At 37.6% G+C, this 20,511-nt stretch carries 11 protein-coding genes; 2 read left to right on the top strand and 9 right to left on the bottom strand.

Features of this window, described 5'->3' with window-relative positions:
- Positions 1-1,087 precede the first annotated feature (1,087 nt).
- Both ACTBZY_RS22905 and ACTBZY_RS22900 read left to right on the top strand, forming a co-directional pair.
- Positions 1,088-2,272: a mechanosensitive ion channel gene (locus ACTBZY_RS22905; protein WP_463048728.1), complete on the top strand. Its 1,185-nt coding sequence runs from the start codon at positions 1,088-1,090 to the stop codon at positions 2,270-2,272.
- Positions 2,273-2,529: 257 nt separating this feature from the next.
- Positions 2,530-3,048 carry a DUF4199 domain-containing protein gene (locus tag ACTBZY_RS22900; RefSeq protein ID WP_463048727.1) on the top strand — a complete coding sequence of 173 codons (519 nt, stop codon included), beginning with the start codon at positions 2,530-2,532 and terminating at the stop codon, positions 3,046-3,048.
- Here ACTBZY_RS22900 and ACTBZY_RS22895 read toward each other — a convergent pair.
- The 9 genes from ACTBZY_RS22895 to ACTBZY_RS22855 form a co-directional block, all read right to left on the bottom strand.
- A complete protein-coding gene (locus ACTBZY_RS22895; protein WP_463048726.1) occupies positions 3,045-5,177 on the bottom strand; it encodes a c-type cytochrome domain-containing protein in 2,133 nt (710 codons plus the stop codon). The two genes, ACTBZY_RS22900 and ACTBZY_RS22895, sit on opposite strands and share 4 nt — an antisense overlap.
- A 20-nt stretch (positions 5,178-5,197) precedes the next feature.
- A complete protein-coding gene (locus ACTBZY_RS22890; protein ID WP_463048725.1) occupies positions 5,198-6,652 on the bottom strand; it encodes a DUF1501 domain-containing protein in 1,455 nt (484 codons plus the stop codon).
- 3 nt (positions 6,653-6,655) lie between these two features.
- Positions 6,656-8,968: a PSD1 and planctomycete cytochrome C domain-containing protein gene (locus ACTBZY_RS22885; RefSeq protein WP_463048724.1), complete on the bottom strand. Its 2,313-nt coding sequence runs from the start codon at positions 8,966-8,968 to the stop codon at positions 6,656-6,658.
- Between the two features lie 843 nt (positions 8,969-9,811).
- Complete coding sequence (locus tag ACTBZY_RS22880) at positions 9,812-11,302, bottom strand: sulfatase family protein (protein WP_463048723.1); 1,491 nt, start codon at positions 11,300-11,302, stop codon at positions 9,812-9,814.
- Positions 11,303-11,306: 4 nt separating this feature from the next.
- The gene (locus tag ACTBZY_RS22875; RefSeq protein WP_463048722.1) at positions 11,307-13,100 is read right to left on the bottom strand and encodes an arylsulfatase; all 1,794 of its coding nucleotides are present in this window, start codon (positions 13,098-13,100) and stop codon (positions 11,307-11,309) included.
- A gap of 13 nt (positions 13,101-13,113) precedes the next feature.
- Positions 13,114-14,571 (bottom strand): RagB/SusD family nutrient uptake outer membrane protein, encoded by a 1,458-nt coding sequence (locus tag ACTBZY_RS22870; protein ID WP_463048721.1) that lies wholly within the window; start codon positions 14,569-14,571, stop codon positions 13,114-13,116.
- 36 nt (positions 14,572-14,607) lie between these two features.
- Positions 14,608-18,018, bottom strand: a complete 3,411-nt coding sequence (locus tag ACTBZY_RS22865; protein WP_463048720.1) for a SusC/RagA family TonB-linked outer membrane protein — start codon at positions 18,016-18,018, stop codon at positions 14,608-14,610.
- A 193-nt stretch (positions 18,019-18,211) separates the two neighbouring features.
- Positions 18,212-19,297 carry a FecR family protein gene (locus ACTBZY_RS22860; RefSeq protein ID WP_463048719.1) on the bottom strand — a complete coding sequence of 362 codons (1,086 nt, stop codon included), beginning with the start codon at positions 19,295-19,297 and terminating at the stop codon, positions 18,212-18,214.
- An 82-nt stretch (positions 19,298-19,379) separates the two neighbouring features.
- A complete protein-coding gene (locus tag ACTBZY_RS22855; RefSeq protein ID WP_463048718.1) occupies positions 19,380-19,988 on the bottom strand; it encodes an RNA polymerase sigma factor in 609 nt (202 codons plus the stop codon).
- Positions 19,989-20,511: the final 523 nt, after the last annotated feature.

The raw sequence follows: 20,511 nt of genomic DNA, 5'->3' as shown, positions 1-20,511 counted from the left end.
ATCTGAAGTTCATAGCTGTTGGCATTGGATACATTTGCTTTTATTATGGCAGTGGTATTAAAACAAACAAAGCTTCCTTCTAAATAAGGCTCAGTAGTAATATTTGGTGGAGATTGGCCGAATAATGAACCAGAAATTAGAAAAACAATTATAGACAGATATAAGACTTTCATGTATATATAAATGTGGATTCATCTACAATATAACATATATCATCTTAATAATTAGTCTTTTAACAGAAAAATCCAGTCTATCCTAGTGGATGACCAGATTTTTACTATTAACCCTAACCTAAATGAAAAAACCTCTTTCTTTTAATTTCTTCTATAATAATTAAGCCCCTTTCTAGAAGGTCTTTTTAGTATAGAATATAATCTATTTGCCACATACCCCAATAAGACAGGGACAGTAAGAAGCAATAAGATTTGTAGTAGTGTAAAAAACAACTCAGATGCACTCATATTTTTGTCGTTTAGATTCAATAATCAAATTACGTAACTATAACGAAAAAAGACCACGGGATTATTACCCTTTATTCGACCGAAAAATAAAAAAAAGAGCTCACTTTTGTATTTTATAAATAAAGTGTTGTATTTTAGAGGAGTACAGTTTATATATAGTGTGGGTAAAGATTACTCATATTAAATGGTTTAAAATAATAACCCGACTTTTTTGAAGTCGGGTTATATTTCAAAAACTAACTTTTTAAGATCCGCGGAATCCAAATTAAACCTGTTATCAAGGTCATTCTCATAAACCTTGGCTTTAAATTTTCAGTTGGGCACGCTACCAAAAACAACTAGATAATTTCATCAGCTAAACTACTTTTGACAGCGGTTCTTTAAATGGTCAATTAACTTATTGTTGGCTAAAGCAGTGAATAAAAAAATCTAATTTAATATTCCTGTAAACTAAGAGAGCCTTCACAATACACAAAATCCACATCCTAAAAGAACTCATAATGAGGTAATTGTGACTTATTTGGTTTCATTACGTCCAAAATTAAAGACTTCTTGCTACATCCTTGCTTCTTTTAACTGCACCTTTTGCAAGACTTATTAATTTATAACACTTAAATATCTGACACATGGAAAATCAACTACAAGGCTTTACGGATTCAAATTTCGGAGCACAGCTCTCCGGCATGATAGGCCCAGGACTTTTAAGAGCATTATCTGCTCTGCTAATCTTTTTTATCACCTGGGTGGTTGCTAAATTCATTTCAGGACTTATTACCAAACTTGTTCAAAAAGCCCCTTTTGACCAAAAAATGGTAGAGAAAGGAAACCCAAAACCCTCCCTACTTATTGGCAAACTGGTGCATTACCTGCTTCTGATAATGGGTTCACTTATAGCTCTGGAAATTCTCGGCGTAAGTAACGTTTTGGAACCGCTTAAAGACATGCTTTCTAAATTTATGCAGGCCGTCCCTCATATTATAGGTGCTGGTGTCATTGGTGTAATTGGCTACTATTTGGCTCAGTTTGTTTCAGAATTAGTTTCAATGGCGGGTGATGCCATTAATAACTATTCATCGAAATTAAACTTAGGAAACCTAGATTTAGGTAACATCTTAAAAAAGATTGTTTTCGTAATCATCTTCGTTCCCATATTAATGGTGGCTTTAGACTATCTTAAAATGGACATCATTACCGACCCGGCCAAGGTTCTTTTCACCAACTTACTTAGTGCCATACCTAGAATAATTTTAGCTGTCGTTATTATGGCTGTATTTTATTTCGTAGGAAAATATGTTGTGCAACTTTTAGAAGGGATTCTTGAAAATATTGGCATCAACGAATATGCTTCGAAATATAATGTAACTTCAATTACAGGGGAGAAAAAGCTTAGTTCCCTAGTCGGAAATGTCGCTACTTTCATGATACTACTTCTGGGTGCGACCACCGCAGCTGGTGAGTTGGAGTTTGAGGCTCTGACTAATATTTTAAATGACGTTTTAGTTCTAGCATCCAAAATTCTCTTTGGATTGGTCATCTTATTATTAGGAAATTTCTTAGCCAACATGGCATATAAATTCATCAATAAATCAGAGGAGAACGTGCTGATAGCAAATATTGCCAAGTATGTCATACTAGCCTTATTTATTGCTATATCCTTACGTCAAATGGGTATTGCCAATGAAATTGTTGAATTGGCATTCGGTCTTACCCTAGGAGCCATTGCTGTCGCATTTGCCCTTATGTTTGGTCTTGGTGGTAGAGAAGCAGCTGGTGAGCAGGTCCGTGATTTCTTTAAAAAATTCAAAAAATAACACTGCTAAATTTACCAAGAGTCACCTCAAGAATGAGGTGGCTTTTATTTTCATTATATATTACAAAAACATTTATCCTTAGTTATCATCTTCTATTTAAGCCAAAATTCGGTTATAAAAAATGATACTTTTTACGGTACTGAGAAAATTCATAAATTATTGACATCTCCTATTTGCAGTAAAAGGCAGAAAATTCTTATCTTAGAATAGACTCCTTTTAAAAGAGGCATAGTTATTACATCTCATACCATATCATCATGAACAAATCAGCATTAAAATTTGGATTAATTTCTGGTGGGATTCAGGCCACCCTAATGGCGATTTTTTCCCCTATAATGCTGTCTAAAGAATCTTCACTGGCTTCTTCGCAAATGGTTGGTTATATCAGCATGGCGGTGGCTTTATCTCTTATCTTTTTGGGAATAAAGGAGCACAAAATGAAAACGCTCGATGGTGAAATTACTTTTAAGCAAGCTTTGCAAACAGGAGCTTTAATTGCCATCATAAGTGCCCTAATTTATACGGTGGCTTGGATGATAATATCTGGATTAAACCCAGAGCTTAACGAAAGAATAGCCGACATGTACAAGAACGATTTGAACAGTAAAAAGCTTTCTCCTGAAGAATTGTCAAAAGCTTTATCGGACATTGAAAAATCAATGACCTATTACCAAAACCCATTTTACAAATTCGGAATCACCTTATTAGAAATACTACCCATGGGCCTTTTCATTAGCCTATTAGCCTCATGGATTCTTAGAACCAAAAAGGATTAGTACAGATAAATTTCATCAATAAATAACCATGCCTTCTGCCCTGCTCCCCCATGCCATTTTGGTAGTTTGTCAATGGGCTTACCTATTACTTTTATGAATTTATAAGACTTATCCAAAGTAAAGTTTACACCTTCATAAGTTACTTGACCCTGCTCCTGTAAAGATTCAGGGCTTTTTGTTCCTATTAGTTTTAAAGCGTTCCGATTATCTCCAGCCCAAACTTGAATTTCCTTGGGAGGCATGATATAACTCCCAGCACTTTTCAAATAACTCACGGTTAGTCCTTTGACTTTATCTTTTGAATTTGTTTTTAACAAAATCTCCGCATCACTTCCTTTAAAGCCTAACCAGGCAAAATCTTTAAAATTAGCTTTATCTCCTTGCTTTTGATCAATCACTGTACCGCTACCCACACCTGGGTATTGGCTATTGGTTGGGGCTAGCAACCAAGCAGTATCCGCTTTAAAACTGCTTCTAAAAAAAGCAAATTCTCTCATATCCGAAGCGTACCATCCATCTTTCGTGGCTAAGGTTTTCACCTTGGAAAAACCTTCAAATGGTATTTCGTCTTTATAAATTGTACCACTAACAGAATCTATCTTAGTCTGGTCAATAACGTACCTAATTTCAACATTCGAAAGTCCGTGTTTCAGCTGAGCTTTTTCACCTGCTTTTAGAATAACAGACTTGCTTAATAATGTCGGTGGATTGATTTTAAGCATGTCATCATCTGTAGGCACAAAACCTTTTGAAACAACAACTTTCTTATTTGATTTCTCAAAAGCATCTATATCCGCTACATCTAAGCCTGTGTTCCACACAAAAAGCTGTTGAAGAGCAGGGAACTTCGCCAGTTTCTGTAAACTTCCTTTTTCTAAAGCACAGCCACTCAAACTTAAGCTTACTAAATTTTTCAGCTTGGCTAAAACGTCAAGGTTCTTTCCCGTAATAGCTGAACTATTGAGTACCAATTTTTCCAAGTTTTCAAAGCCTGCAATCAAACTTAAGTCTTCATCTTTCACCGGCATTTTGGCAAGGTTTAACTCCACCAATTGTTCTGAAACCTTTTTTAAGTTTGACAAGGTAGCGGGGTCATATCTTTCCGTGACATAAAAATTGGCCTTCAAAGCGGGAGAGTTCAAAGCCAATGCCTCCACTGTACAAAATGGCGTTTTCACATCGGCTATCGTCTTTTCCGAAGCTGCAGAAAAATCGTATGTTTTTTCTTCTTTGCTCCCACTATACTGCTTCATAACCATTTGACGAAGTGAATCTCCCTCCGATAATTCTGCTAAACTTAATTCTGCTTTAGCTCCTTGGTTTATCCAACGCTCTAAAATGGCTATTTCTAAAGACGTTAACTGCGGTTTGCCTTTGGGTGGCATGTGTTTCTTATCTTCTAAAGGCAGCTTGGCACTTTTAATAATATGACTATTTAAAGCATCACCCGCAAGCCAAATTGGGCCATCTTCTCCGCCTTTCATAATTTTTGAAAGCGAAGCCATATTAAGCTCTCCTTTCATTTTTTTGTCGTTATGACAAGACAAGCATTTGGCTTCTAAAATAGGATTAATGGCTTCTGCAAAAATAGGGCCGTTAGGGTCGAAAGGCTTTTTGCTTTCTATTTGAAGCGGAGCTAAAACGTAATTGGCTCCATGTGTGATTTCTCCTCCTAAATGCCCCGTGATTAAGATAATAATGGCCGCAACTACGGTCAAGTGTTTGCTGTATCGCCAAGATTTCTCTAATGACATATACGCCACCCAGAGAATCAGACTGGATAAAATACCTAACCATTTATGCCACTTTAACTGCTCCGCAGAGTAACCAGCTTCTTGCCCTAAAAAAAAGCCAAAAAGGGCCGTAAAGGCGGCGGAAAAGGCAGAAACAAGAAAAAGGAATATAAGAAGATCGTCTAGCTTGGTTTCCTTGAAAAACTTAGCTCCTAGGTGTAAAAAAGCGGCCACAAAAAAAACGCCAATAGGAAAATGTAACAACAGTGGATGCACCCTTCCTAAAGAAGCAAAAATGAGTGGCAAATCTACCTTTGACTCAAAAATCAACAAAAAAACGAGCATCACATTGAGCACAATCAATATGGGCGAAGCAACTTTCTGAACTCTATTCATTTACCAAACACTCGTTTGTTTTACGATATAATATCATTAATAACCTTACCTGCTACATCTGTCAGTCGGTATCTTCTGCCTAGATGTTTATACGTTAATTGTTCGTGGTCTAAACCCATTTGATTTAACACTGTGGCATGAAAATCATTAACATGAACTGGGTCTTTTATAATGTTGTATCCCAACTCGTCTGTTTCGCCGTAAACCATTCCCGGCTTAATACCTCCACCTGCCATCCATATACTATAGGCTCTTGGGTGATGGTCTCTACCATAATTATCTTCTGTAAATCCTCCTTGACAATAGTTGGTTCTTCCGAACTCTCCTCCCCAAATCACCAAAGTTTCATCTAACATTCCTCGCTGTTTCAGGTCCGTTACCAGTGCAGCCGATGCTCTATCTACCTCTTCTGCTTGTAAGGCCATTTCATTGGGCAAGTTTCCGTGCTGGTCCCAGCCTTGATGATATAGCTGAACAAAACGTACTCCTGATTCTGAAAGCTTTCTTGCCAAAAGGGCATTAGCCGCATAAGTACCTGGCACCAAACACTCTGGTCCATACATTTTTATGGTAGCATCAGATTCCTTAGAAAGGTCCGTTAATTCTGGCACAGCAGTTTGCATACGGTATGCCATTTCATACTGTTGCACTTTAGCTTGCACCTCTGGATCACCATTTTTATCAAAACCCATATGGTTTAGCTCCGCCAATTTGTCCAACATCTTTCTACGAGATGCCTTGCTCATGGCGTCTGGGTCGTTCAAATATAAAATTGGATCTTCACCGCTGCTAAAAAGAACTCCTTGGTGCGTAGAATCTAAAAATCCATTGGACCACAGTTTAGAATAAACTCCTTGTCCGTTTCCTCTTCCTCTAGAAAGAAGTACCGTAAAAGCAGGTAAATTTTGATTCTCACTTCCAAGTCCATAGCTCATCCAAGCACCCATACTTGGCCTGTTCCCTATCTGAGAACCTGTCTGCATAAAAGTAAGAGCTGGATCATGGTTTATAGCCTCTGTGTTCAAGGAACGAACAATACATATATCATCGGCTATTTTGGCAATGTTTGGAAACAGATCACTTATCCAAGCTCCAGATTTTCCGTATTGTTTGAAATCATAATAAGATCCCACCAAAGGAAACTTACTTTGACCAGAACTCATTCCCGTTAACCTTTGCCCATTTCGGATAGATTCTGGTAAATCTTGACCTGCCATTAGGTTGAGCTTGGGCTTATAATCAAAACTTTCTAACTGGCTAGGAGCACCATTTTGAAAAAGATAAATGACTCTTTTAGCCTTAGGGGCAAAATGCGGGATTCCAACAGGCAAACCCTCAGTAAGCCCTTTACCACCTTTAAATAAATCTGGCATCAATAAAGAACCAAGAGCTATCCCTCCAATTCCTGCGGCGGCTTTTCCTAAGAAATGCCTCCGATTAACGTTCATCCTGTTATTTATAAAATCTTTATCCATAATTTATACTTTAGTGATGGCCTCCTCCATATTATACATCAGCTGAATGCAAGTCATCAAGGCCGCCTTTTCAGCCGTTTTTACCCCAATATTATTCTTATACTCTCCTACCTTCAGCGTCTCTTTAGCCTTAGCAGGATTTTCTTTAAAGAAGGCCAACTCTTCCTCAAAAAATTCTTCCAATAGGTCAAGCTCCTTTTCCTCTCCATTCCTACAAAGTATCATTCGGAATGCCGTCGCTAATTTATCCTTTGCATTTTCATCCACCAGTTTTTCAGACAACACTCTAGCAGCCTCCAAAACCGTAGGATTATTCAACATAGCCAGTGCTTGCAATGGTGTGTTGGTCGTAATTCTTTGAACCTCACACTGGTCTCTATTGCTGGAGTCAAAAATCAACATGGATGGTGGTGGTACAGTCCTTTTAATAAAGACGTACATTCCTCTTCTATACAAATCATCTCCATGGTCTTGTACATATTTGGCCAAAACTCCTCTCCCAGAAGTAGCCCCCTCCCAAATACCATCGGGCTGATATGCTTTAATGCTCGGCCCACCTATTTCGTCGTTCAGTAAACCGGAACTTGACAGTACCAAATCATTGACCAACTCTGCCGAAACGCGTCCTCTGCTACTCCTAGCTAAGTAAATATTGGTAGGGTCTGTCTGAAGATGTTTCTTCTCCACTTTAGAAGACTGCTGATAAGTGGCAGTCATCACTATTTGCTTCACTAATCTTTTAATGTTCCATCCATTTTCTTGGAAATCTACTGCCAACCAATCTAACAGTTCTGGGTGAGAAGGCAAATCTCCTTGCATGCCAAAATCTCCCGCAGTTCTTACTATTCCCATACCAAAAAACTGTTGCCAAATTCTATTGACATAAACCCTCGCGGTCAAAGGATTCTCTTTATCTATCAGCCATTTCGACAAACCAAGTCTGTTTGGAGTGAATTTAGTCGTGTCAAAATCCAAGATACTTTTTGGCAAGCCAAAAGGAACCTCTTCTCCATGTGCGTCATAATTTCCTCTTTCTAATAAATAAGTAGGGCGGAACTTGTCTTGGTCTTCCATGACCATAACCTCAAGTTTTACCGTATCTTTTTTATTGATAAACTTAAAAATATCTTTCACCTCTTTATTGGTAATTTCCATTTTGGGCGGATCTGCCAATGATGCCAATGTAATATCCCCAACCAATCCTTTCTCTGGAACCTGGTTAAAAAAAGCGAAAGAACTGTAATATTCCTTCTGTGAAATAGGGTCATATTTATGGTCGTGGCAGTGAGCACATTCAAAAGTCAAAGCCAAGAAGCTTTTGCCGAAAGTATTCACCCTGTCTGTCACATATTCTATTCTATATTCCTCATCAATCACCCCTCCTTCTTGGGTAATCTTATGATTTCTGTTAAAGCCTGTAGCCAAAATAGATTCTTTGGAAGGCTTGTCAATCAAATCTCCAGCTAGCTGCCACTGCAAAAATTTATCGTAAGAATAGTTTTCATTGAACGCATGAATCACCCAGTCTCTCCATGGCCACATCGTTCTCAGACCATCATCTTGGTATCCATGGGAATCGGCATACCTGGCTACATCCAGCCAAGGAAGAGCCATTCGTTCTCCATAATGTTTACTTTTCAAAAGCTCATCCACTACTTTTTCGAAAGCACCTTCGGAATCATCTGCCAAGAAGTTTTCTTGTGCCTCAATGCTTGGTGGCAAACCTATCAAATCCAGATATACACGTTTCAATAATTGTTCTTTTGACGCCTCCTCACTGGGAGAAAGGCCTTTTTCTTTCATTTTGGCATAGACAAAATAATCCAGTTCATTATGAACCCAATCTTTATCTGCCTTAGGCAATTCAGATTTTTCAGGAACAATAAACGCCCAGTGAGGCTTGTACTCCGCCCCTTGCTCTATCCATTTTTTAATCAGCTTAATTTCAAATTCACTTAATTTCAAATTTGATTCCACTGGGGGCATCATTTCCGTGCTATCCTCAGCTATTATACGCTGATAAACAGCCGAAAGCTTGGGTTTTCCTGGAACCAAGGCATGTGCGTCTGGCGAATCTTTCAGAGCAGCGAAAGCACCTTCGGGCGTATCTAAACGCAAGTCGGCCTCACGGGTATTGGCATCCGGGCCATGGCACTTAAAGCATCTATCTGAAAGAATAGGTCTTATATGGAAATTAAAATCGACTCTATCAGGAATCGTAGTCTCTGCTGCTTCGGAAGAGTTACAGGACTCAAAAACGGCTATACTTATGCACAGGCCAAAGGCCAGTAAGGCAAATTTTATCTTTACGTTCATAAATCTGGTTGAATAAAGGCAATTAAGCCTAGATAACAAATATAGCTTTTTGAGTAATAAAAAGAAACTGTTAAAATCTTAACTAACCAACTTAGCCAGATAAAAAGACTTAATAAAAGCTATTTAACCTAAAAAACTAAAATGAAGATGATTAGATTATACCTCCAATTGCCAAGAAAGGTCAAATGTAGGGTTGGTAAGACAAGATTTGGAACATAAACCTTGCTATTCCGTTTTTCTTAGTTAAGTATGAGCTGTGAATGATTACGTATTTCCCATTTTATCTAAAAACCAGCACTATTCACAATGGGATGGATAAAGTAGATAGAAAAGTGAACAACAGCCTTCAACTTTTGGGTAAAAGATCTAAAATCACAACTTCCTTATCATCCCTTGTTGCAATACATAGCTTTGCTACAGGCCTATCACAACTTGGATAATCCACTTCGGTTATAGCTAATATGACGGAGTACAAAACCGAGACCATCACTAAATTGCACTTGGATAGCTTCAAGAATACGGTATTTTATGAAGCTCGTTTGAAGCTTTAATTCTATGCATTAAAAATAAGTCTAGTCTTTAAGTATTAACTCAAAAACCTCAGAGCCTAGAAAAAGGAAGACCCATAAGTAAAAGGAGGCTGTCTCTCTCTTTTGAAACAGCCCCTCTTACCTAGCTTGAAGCTTTAAATACAATCTGAAGTATAATTCAACATATAAAGGCTTTAAGAATGTTTATGTTCAGTAGTAGGTAGCCCCTGGTCGGATTTTAGAAAAATTAAAACAAAAAAGACCTCATTTAACTGTTTCTATTTCGGGGTTAATCTTTCGCAAAAAACTGAGTCTATTCTCCTTTTGGAGCAGGCCAGTTGTTAACCAGTTCGGCTCCAGTAGATTTTAATTGAGCTTCAAGTTTCTTTCTGAATACTTTTAGTTCATCACTATATTCCGAGCGTAAAGCAAGATTTATAAGCTCCTTTGGATCTCGATTTAGGTCATACAACTCCTCTATTTCATTCTCCCTCAAAGTTCGTATATATTTGAACTTGCCGTCTCGTAATGAAATCCACCAGTCTATCCCTTGATTAGGAAGGGTGTCTGTAATCCCGGTGGCTGTTTCTGCTCCAAACTTCATACTAAAGTTTTCTAAGACAACGGGGCGGTTCCAATCATTTTCTGGGTTTTTAATTAAAGGGATGAGGCTTTTCCCATTCATTTGCCAGGGCAATTTTATATTCGCTAGCTCAAAAAAAGTAGGAATTAAGTCAAGGCCTTGAACAGGAATACGACAAACTTTCCCTTCTGTTTCTTGAGGAAGTTTAATGATCAATGGTGTCCTAATATTGTCATCGTACGGTGCTACTTTAATGGTCATTCCATGATGCCCCATGGCCAAGCCTTGATCCGAAGTGAAAACAACCACTGTATTTTCTAAGGCACCTGTTCTTCTTAAGGTCTCCATAATTTCTCCTACTCCTTCGTCTATAGATAATGCGGCACTTTGGTATTTCTGCACAAGCTTAGGCAAAGGCAGTCCAAGACGATGAGAAATGGGAACACCTTCTGCATCAGGTGAAAGCATGGCATAATTTTGCATGTAGGTGGGTTTGGTAGGTCTTGGCGGAAAAACATCTTTAGGAATTTCAACTGGTTCTGCTTCATCATAAGCTCCTAAGTGTCTGTTGGCAGGAGTATGAGGAGCATGAATGCCATCATAACAAAGCCATAATACCCAAGGTTTATCGTGCGATTTTTCAATAAAATCCTTCGCATATTTCGTATAGTTATCTGTTGAATACCCTCCAACAGCCTGATAATCGCCCCCATCAAATCTTAATTTCTGGTCGCTGTAATAATCCCCAGCTTTCTTAGGCTCTGAATGATTCCAAACTATAGAATGATCCCAGACTGTGCCATGTCCATATTCGGCCCCTAAATGCCATTTCCCTATTAATGCTGTGGTATAACCATTCTCTCTAAAAACGCTAGGCCACATACGGAATTCATCAGGATTGTGCTGAATATCTGGGTATTTTGAAAAATCAATCCCGTTGATATTATGTAGCATCTTGCCTGTCATCATCATGGCTCTTGCGGGAGCACACCAAGGGCCTACATATGAATCTGTAAAGCGAATACCATTTGCTGCCAGCCTGTCAATATTAGGAGTACTAGCAAAGGCCTCTGCGTCTTCATAGCAAGAGACAGTTCTGTGAGATTGGTCATCGGTAAAAATGAACAATATATTGGGTGCAGTTTTCTTTTTTTGTTTTGGAAAAAATGAAAATGTTGCCAGACAAGTGACTAGCAACATTCCATTTACAAACCTATTCATTATACTATTTCTTTATTAATTCAACATCTACAAAGCTTGGCCCCATAGGTAAGCGATCTATTTTAAGAAAAGCATGAAGATTACCCACTCCTTCAGGTAAGCTTATACTGTCAAAAACGGCCTTATTTTGCCCTTTCCGTACAGGCATTTCAACATTCACTTCATTGTATTTAAAATGAGCTGTTCCGTCCTCCCTTAATTCAGGAAAATGCATAACCACACGATAGTTTTTAGCTTCAGAATGAACTCTCCAGTAACCTAAAGTGCCTATTTGACTACCTGAAAGTGCCCTTAATCCTCCCCAATCAAACTTCGATAAGTTTACATTAGGCTGGCTTTTAGTGCCAATATGAATTCTTTGTATTCCTTTTCCCTCTCTCTCTTCTGTTACTTTGTCAAAGAAATCCTCATATTTTCTCAGTAAATCTTCTACTATTTCTGGATATTTTTTTGCCAAATTGATTCGCTCACTTGGATCGTTCTCTACATCATAAAGTTCTAATCTCGCCAGAACATTCTTCAATTCTGCATCTTTTGGTTGATACAAAATATTGTGAGGGTCATCTTGAGGTGCTACTAACTTATACTTTTGAGTACGGACTGCAAAATGCATGTATTTGAAAGAAACTGGTCCGCCATGTAATTGAACAAAAAATGCATCTTCCTCATTATTATATGCTTTTCCTTGCCAAAGAGGTAATAAGGACTGCCCATCCAAGTCTAAATCTTTTGGAATTGGAATTTGACATGCCTCTAAAATAGTTGGCAAAATATCTATTACCCTTCCCATTGAATTCACTTTTGAATCGGTCTGTATTTTACCAGGCCAACTCACGAAAAAAGGCACCCTTATACCACTTTCATAAACACTTGTTTTTGTGCCACGAAGGTTAGCCACCCATCGGCCAGGATAAACGTCATTTTTGGTTCGTCTATCTCTAGGACCATTATCCGACATGAATATAACAATGGTGTTTTTTTCAATCCCTAATTCTTTGAGTTTAGCTAATACACGACCTACATTTGAATCTATGTTATCTATCATACCATAGGTTAAAGCATTATCTTCATGAAGACCTTTATCTCGATAAGGTTGTGCACGCCAATCAGGCACCTCTAGAGGGAAATGAGGTAAATTAGTAGCCAAATAAGCCAAAAAAGGCTTGCCTTTGGACTGACCTATAAAATCTAAAGCGGCGTCTGTAAAAATATCGTCACAATAGCCCTTCATTTTTTTCGAGACATTATTATGCTCCAGTATAGGATCAAAATAGCTATTCCCTTCTGGTCCAGCCGCTTGTCCTATCCCTCCGCCCTTATGAACCAAGGCTTCTTGGAAGCCTTGATCTGTAGGACGCATTGGATAATTATCTCCCAAATGCCATTTCCCAAAAATACCGGTACGATAACCATTACCACCTAATATTTCTGCAATTGTTTGTTCCGAAGTATTCATCAAATGTTCCACTTGAGTAACGCCAATGACCCCCGTACGAAATGGATAACGACCTGTCAACAATCCTGCTCTTGTAGGCGAACAACTGGGATAAGTAAAGAAATGTGTCATTTCCACTCCTTTCTGCCCAATGGACTCAATATTTGGTGTTTGTAAATCTCGATTTCCGTGAGAACCAATATCACCATATCCTTGATCATCAGACATCATAATAATGACATTTGGTCTTTCTTGGCCATAGATTTCATTATTCCATGCCAGAATACTTAACAAAATGATAGTTTGAAAAAACTTAAAATTAAAGCGACTCCATGAGTTATATCTATTCTGTATTGTTATCATAGTTTGTATTTTTTTAGTAACCAGCAACTTGCTGAATTTTTGGGTTAGCGTCAATTTCAACTTGGGGAATCGGGTAGCGTATCATGCTTTCTTTGGCATTGACTTTTCCACGTGCTTTTGCTTGAGAAACCCAAGTACCGTTACGTATCAAATCCTCTCTTCTTTTGGCTTCTGTGAAAAACTCCCAAGCCCTTTCTTTGGTATTTATATAATCTCGGAGTGCATCTTTTGTGGCGAAAGAGGCAAGTGTAATCGGAGTTGCATTGGCTCTATTCCTCACTTGATTGATGAGATCAATTGACCTTGCATTCGGGCCATTCATTTCATTTAATGCCTCTGCCAAGGAGATTAATATATCTGCATAGCGAACTATAGGAAAGTCATTGCCATGGCCTCCTTGGGTAGCAAGAGGATCCTGTATAAACTTAGCCGAAACTGATTTATTTATTGGTTTTTCCTTAGTGCCAAGTAATACGACAAATTGTCCATTAGTATCCCTATGTTCAGTAATAAACATTTTACGACGGTCATCCTTACTTTCAAAAGAGTTAATGAATGAATCATACGTTTGTGTATTTGCACCAAAATTTCCTCCTGGTATATAAGCATACCGATCTGGTAACATGGTTACTGGAATGATATTATTCCTATTCACATTGACACAGGGATCCACAAATATGAACTCCTTATTTCTTTCCCTATCGACACTAAAAAGTGAAGTAATATCCGGCTCCAATTGATAATATTTCAAATTCATCAATTGCTCTGCAGCAGTGACAGACTTCTGCCAATTTTTAGTGTTTAAATAAAATTTAGTTAGTATTCCAAGAGCAGCACCCTTGTTAGCTCTTCCATAAGACTTTTCTTGTCCAGGATTTGGTAATTCAGGAACTACCGCCTCCAACTCATCTGAAATGAATTTAAGAAAAGCGGCTTCTTCACCTTGCCCATTCTTTAAGTTCTCGGGTGTGAGACTTTTAGTAAATAATGGCACATTTCCGTACCAGCCATAAAGATAATCATACGCCATAGCACGAATAAAACGGGCTTCTGCCGTAACCAGTTTTTTATAGCTTTCTGTGCTGTTAACGTTTTGAACTTCATCCAAGATTAGATTGGCATCTCTAATGGCCTGATACATCTTGTTCCAAGGTGGCTCACCCTGTAAGAAATCACTAGGTGTCCACACCCAATCCATATATTTTACGGCATTCCGATTAAGCGAACCACCTTGCTGCCATGTAATATCGGAGGGCCATTCAGACATATATATTTTGGTAACCATTTCCTGATTAGCAAACTGAAGACCACCGTAGGCCGAAAATAAAAGGGCGTCCATTCCCTTTTCCGTTACCAAAAGAGTTTCAGGGTTAAGCTGACTTGCAGGTACTTCTACCAATTGATCATGACAGCTACTGATGAACATAGAACCGATGCTTAGCATCAATATTTTTGCAAAATTATCTTTCATGTTTTTGTTATTTAGAGAATACGTAACACCATTCTTTTAGAAACCTACATTTAATCCCAAGCTGTAAGTTCGGGCCATTGGGTAAGCATTGTAGTCAACTACAATTCCACTTCGACCTAAAGAGCTCACTTCAGGATCAAAACCAAGATATTTGGTGAAAGTGTACAGGTTTTGTGCACTCAGATTAATGGATGCGGCTCTTATCCATTTTAGTTTTACTGTCGGGAGATTATAACTTAATTGCACACTTCTAATACGCAAGAAAGAATTATCCAGAATTATTAAACTGTTACCTTCTGGCACCCCATAAGTAGAAGGGTTTACAGACGACGGCCAAGTGTTAGAGGGGTTTGTAGGTGTCCAGCGATTCAAAATAGGTTCTGCAAGTCGATTGATAGGCGTATTTGCAGGATAAAGTGAAAGCATCAAATTATTATTTAAAACACTGGAACCTTGCTGACCTTGTAGGAAGACATCCAATTGAAAATCACCATAACTAAAGTTATTACTTAAACCATAAGTGAACTTCGGAAACGGTGAGCCTAGTACCGTGCGGTCATTATTATCAATAATACCATCCTTATTAATGTCGGCATAAATAGGATTCCCTGGCTTTGCTCCCGCAGCTGGCGTGGGAGTAGTTTTAATTTGTTCTTCATCCTGAAAAATTCCAATAACTTTATGTCCATAATAAGAATACAAAGCTTCACCTGGTCTTACCAAGGCAAATTGTGACGTAAAGGCTACTTCACCTGCAATAATTTCTTCAATATCTCCTCCTAAGCTTAAAACCTCATTTTTGATTTTAGTGAAATTAAATCCAGATTTCCATTTTAGTTTTCCTGTGAGATTTTCAGTTTCCAGCATAAATTCAAGTCCTTTATTTCGGACGGAACCGACGTTGGATAATACCGTTTGAAAACCTGTTGACACAGGAAGCGGAAGGTTTAAAAGTAGGTCTTTCGTGTTCTTGGCAAAATAATCAACAGAGCCTCTTATTCTATTGTTGACTATACCAAAGTCGATACCGAAGTTGGTTTGTTCCGTAGTTTCCCATTTCAAGTCAGGATTCGGAAGACGAGCAGGAGAGGCTGTAGCTGTGAGTTTATTATCTATTACCGCAACCCCACCTGTAAAAGTACCTAATGATGCAAAATTGTCAATCTCTTGATTTCCAGTCTGTCCCCAACTAGCCCTTACTTTTAGTTGATCAAAAAAACCAAGATCCGAAATAAAGTCTTCATTTTCAAGACGATACCCCAATGCCACCGAAGGAAAGAAACCAAACTTATTATTTGCACCAAAACGTGAAGAGCCATCGACTCTATAGGATGCAGTCAACAATAATTTATCTTTAAAATTATAGTTGATGCGACTTAGATATGACAACAAGGTGTTGTCTGATAAATTACTTCTGAGCACTGCCGTAGCTGGATCCCCAAGGCCTAAATTATTAGTGGTTGTTAAGTCAGAGGAGAAATTAGAAATATCTCCACTAAAAGTTCTATTGTCAAAACTTTGAAATGTATAGCCCACAAGCACACCTATTGTATGGCTTTCATGAAGTTTTTTATTATAGAACAAGGTACCTTCAAACAATGAACTATTTCTTTCAAGCGTAGCAATCGAAGCGTTTGATATTCCAAGAGTTCTTCGCAAAGTACTTGGAATGTAGGTGTCTCTTCTTTGATTTTGTCTATCAGCTCCGAAGTATACTTTTCCTGTTAAACCATCTATTATCTCATATTCAGCAAAAGTGTTGAGTAAAATCCTGTTTGTTACAGCATTGTTGTCAATTAAATTAGAGATGGCAACGGCATTATCAAGATTTGGTAAAGTACTTGATTCCGTATAATTCCCATTACTATCGTAAATCGGTTTTGTAGGTTCAAAGTCAATTGCAGAATTAATAACACCTGCGTTAGTTACAGTTCCTTGACCATATGAAACAAATTCATCCTTTACTAAACTTCCATTTGTGTTAATTCCAAATTTGAGCTTCTTTCCGATGGTCTGGTTCAGATTTAGACGGAAAATATATTTATTAATTCCTGAATTTTGAATAATCCCTTTTTGGTCAAAGTAGTTAAGGGAGGAATAGTATTGCGTATTGTTTTGAGTCCCTTTTACAGTCAATGCGTGGCTGTTGATTGGAGCTCGACGAAAGATTTCATTTTGCCAATCCGTATCTACTCCGGATGATCTAATTTCGGCTATTTGCTGCTCGGAATAAACAGGGTTTTGACCCTGTGCCACACTAATTTCATTAATCGCTTGGATGTATTCTTCACTATTCATCACGTCCAATTTGTTTGCCACAGTTTGGGTGGATGTATATAGATTATAGTCAACTTCAAGTCCACCACCCTTAGAGCCTTTTTTTGTGGTGATCAAAATAACACCGTTTGCACCTCTTGAACCATATATAGCTGTAGCTGATGCATCTTTTAGTATTTCAATCGACTCGATATCAGCTGGATTTAATGAATTTAAAGGGTTTCTAGGTGAGTTATTTTGTGCTATTTTCCCTCCAGGGGAAGAGCTTAAAAGCGGAGAGTTATCTATGGGAAATCCATCAATTACATATAGTGGGTCATTACCCGCAGTAATGGAACTACTTCCTCTAACCCGAACAGAAAAGCCTCCACCAGGTTCACCGTTAGATTGTGTAACTTGAACACCAGGGGCACGACCCACCAATAGTTGATCGGCTGAAACTATCGCACCTTTATTGAAATTCTTTTCACCAAGCGATACAACCGAACCCGTCAAATCACTTTTCTTCTGGGTACCATACCCAACAACCACTATTTCTTCAAGTGCTTTGAGATCTGATTTAAGTGAAATGTCAATAATAGTCTTATTACCTACCACTATCTCCTGAGCTTCATAACCTACAAAACTAAAAATCAATGAAGCTGTATTGTCTGGAACTTGGATGGAATAGGAGCCATTGACATCAGAAGTCGTACCACGTGTTGTTCCCTTGACTATGATACTTACACCAGGTATGAGTTCTCCACTTTCGTCAGAAACCGTTCCTTTAACAGTGATATCAGCAGTTTTAATAGTTAGGTATTTAGGTATTATAATTTCTGGCCTCTCTATTTCCACAAACTTTCTTTCCAGACCCTTGCGTAAAACTATACGCTTGCTTACTTCCGAAAAATTGAGATTTAGTGGCTTAAGAATATGTGAGAGAACATTAATAAGAGGTTCATTTTCCGCTTTAATATTAACTTTCTCTTTCATTTCCTCCATTCTAGATCTATAAGAAAACTTCACATTTGTTTCGTTTTCAATATAAGTCAAGGCATTCTCGAGGCTGACATTAGAAAGTGACAGGGTCACTTTCGTGTCCAATAACTCTTGCCCATTAACAGGGGTGGCGAAAGAAAGGCTCACCATTGAGAGTAAAAGCACTATTTGTATTAGGGAAATCTTCAAGATCTTATACAGTAAGCCGTTATTAAATAAACATTTTTCCATACTTTTGAGTGTTAAGGTTATACTTCGTTATTAGGTATTTTCTTACATTTCCCGAAACCTTTGCAGAGGTTAATTCGGAAAACTTGGCGTCGAAAATGTAATTTCATTTCGACGCTTTTTTTGTATTTTTTTTACATAGGCATTAATTGGTTTAATTACATCCTTCAGAAATAATATTAATTTGGTCGCCATTCATCTCAAAACGAGAGTTTCCACCTATACTTTCGCAAATAATTTTAAGCTTTTCAGGCAATGGTACATCGCTTAAAGAAGTGGTGAGGTAGCATGAGCGTAAAAGTTCAGGAGAAAAGTTCACCTCCACATCATATGCTTGTTCTATGGTCTTGAAAATTTGTTGTACAGGAATATCCTTGAAATCAAAACTCAAATGCTCTATACTACTTTTAGCTTCCAAAATGGATTTATCCAAAGTAATATCTTCTATTTTTTCAAATTCAAGCTTCTTTTTAAAAAAACGTGCAGCCTGATTTGGTAGTAAGGTTAAATCTTCTTTTACGTCATTTTCTATGGCATGAACCGAACTGACTTTCACTATTCCTGTGCGAACAGAGACTTCAACATTAGACTGCTCTATACGGGCTTTAACCCTGAAACTAGTACCGTAAACTTGGGTAACTACCTCATTAGAGTATACGTAAAAAGGTTTTTCCGGATCGTGACTGATTTCGAAAAAAGCATCCCCTGATAAGTATACCTTGCGATCTATATGACTAAACTTTTTAGGATAGCTAAGTTTACTTTTAGGCTGTAGCAATACAGAGCTGGCATCGGCGAGCGTAATTAATTGAGGTTTATCAGAATTATTTATTTGTTCTATGAGGCCATCCGAATTTTGTTCTACTAAATGATTCCCAACTTGCTCTAAAAGGTTTTGAATATGATGATACCCCAAGAAGATAGTGCCAAACAGAAATACTGCAGCGGCTGCTTTAAACCATGCTCTATGAAGCCATTTTTTTGAAACTTGAATCGTCTTTTTGCTCCGTATTTTTTCAAGAGTTTTCGCCAATTCTTCATTTAATACCGACTCGGACATTGATTTCTCCGAAAATTTCATTGCTAAGACCCAAACTCTAGCTTCTTCTACCAACTTTGCACGCCCAGCACTCTCAAGAGTCCACTGTTCCCAATAGTCATTATTCTCCCGAAACCTCACCCACCTCTTAAATGATTCGTCTTCCAGTAAATCCTCTATAGTATTATAACTATTCTTCATCCTCATGATCTTGTTTTCAATAACAGAGAGATGAGTTTCAAAATTTGGTACTCACTTAATGGTACTTTTTTTTGAAATACTTTTAATTTAAGTAGAAGCAGAGGGGTATAAGTAAAGGAAGCGATTCAGACCATTCTTTTCGAAGAAGTAAAATGGCTCTATGAATTAGGTTTTTGGCAGACTGGTAGTTCATGTCCAAAATTTTTGAAACCTCCTCTATACTCAAACCATGATGATACCGAAGGCAAAGTGCTTCCTTCTGACGTGGAGGGAGGGAATTTATGAGAACATTAAGTTTTTCTACCTTGTTATACATTTCATCATCTACAATTATTTGGTCCTCTATAGAAAAATCAAATAAAGATTTTACGCTATCAATATCTTTCTGATCACGTAAATGTTTTTCCTTTTTATATAAGTTGGCTATCCTTCTTCGAACACTTGAAATCAAATAAATCTTTGCACTAGCAAATTCATTTATAGAACTCCTATAAGTCCATAAATCCACAAATACATCTTGAACACAATCATTAACGAGGTATGGCGTATCTAATAACGTTTTACCATAACTTACCAAAGTAGGATAATACTTTTTAAACAACAATGAAAAGGCCTCTTCATCTCCCTCTCTAAGCTGAATCCAAAGCACTGAATCTTCCGTCTCGTTATTTTCTATTCGATAGGTTGCCATACTTTTATTGCATTATTCTGCGTAAAAGTAGTATTATATTTAATATAAATATTAAAACATTCTTTATTCTGTCAGGTGCTTTTCCATTGAAAACTATCCCTCTAAACGTCTTTAAACTTGATTCTTAGACATAAGTATAAAAAAATAAAATTTATTATTAGTTAAGCTAATACAATAAGTTGCCAATAGAATACCACCCTAGGTTGGCAAGCATTTCCCCAATAGTAAATACTTAAAATACGGACATATGCTCAAAAAGTAATATTTCAGATTTGAAGATGATGTTATGAAATAGAAACAGATTTATTATCAGCTCTTTAAAATATTAAACATAGCTTAAATTGTGCCGTAAAACTCAAAATAAATACCGCTGTAATAGCTAATAAAACGGGTCAAGAGGGACCAAGAACAAAAGTTGGGGGATAGCTGTTAAATTCTGAATTTTGGAGAAATTTAACATCTATAAAATTGGAAGAACTAGTAAAGCTATTGTTGCCCGAATTGTTAGTCGATAATTTCAATC

The organism is Arcticibacterium sp. (genome assembly GCF_055134445.1).
This window is presented reverse-complemented; position numbering and strand designations above follow the sequence as displayed.

Coding starts and splice junctions, on each gene's coding strand:
- ACTBZY_RS22870 (WP_463048721.1), bottom strand. CDS start 14,571: ATGAAAGATAATTTTGCAAAAATATTGATGCTAAGCATCGGTTCTATG.
- ACTBZY_RS22900 (WP_463048727.1), top strand. CDS start 2,530: ATGAACAAATCAGCATTAAAATTTGGATTAATTTCTGGTGGGATTCAG.
- ACTBZY_RS22855 (WP_463048718.1), bottom strand. CDS start 19,988: ATGGCAACCTATCGAATAGAAAATAACGAGACGGAAGATTCAGTGCTT.
- ACTBZY_RS22905 (WP_463048728.1), top strand. CDS start 1,088: ATGGAAAATCAACTACAAGGCTTTACGGATTCAAATTTCGGAGCACAG.
- ACTBZY_RS22875 (WP_463048722.1), bottom strand. CDS start 13,100: ATGATAACAATACAGAATAGATATAACTCATGGAGTCGCTTTAATTTT.
- ACTBZY_RS22860 (WP_463048719.1), bottom strand. CDS start 19,297: ATGAAGAATAGTTATAATACTATAGAGGATTTACTGGAAGACGAATCA.
- ACTBZY_RS22885 (WP_463048724.1), bottom strand. CDS start 8,968: ATGAACGTAAAGATAAAATTTGCCTTACTGGCCTTTGGCCTGTGCATA.
- ACTBZY_RS22890 (WP_463048725.1), bottom strand. CDS start 6,652: ATGGATAAAGATTTTATAAATAACAGGATGAACGTTAATCGGAGGCAT.
- ACTBZY_RS22880 (WP_463048723.1), bottom strand. CDS start 11,302: ATGAATAGGTTTGTAAATGGAATGTTGCTAGTCACTTGTCTGGCAACA.
- ACTBZY_RS22895 (WP_463048726.1), bottom strand. CDS start 5,177: ATGAATAGAGTTCAGAAAGTTGCTTCGCCCATATTGATTGTGCTCAAT.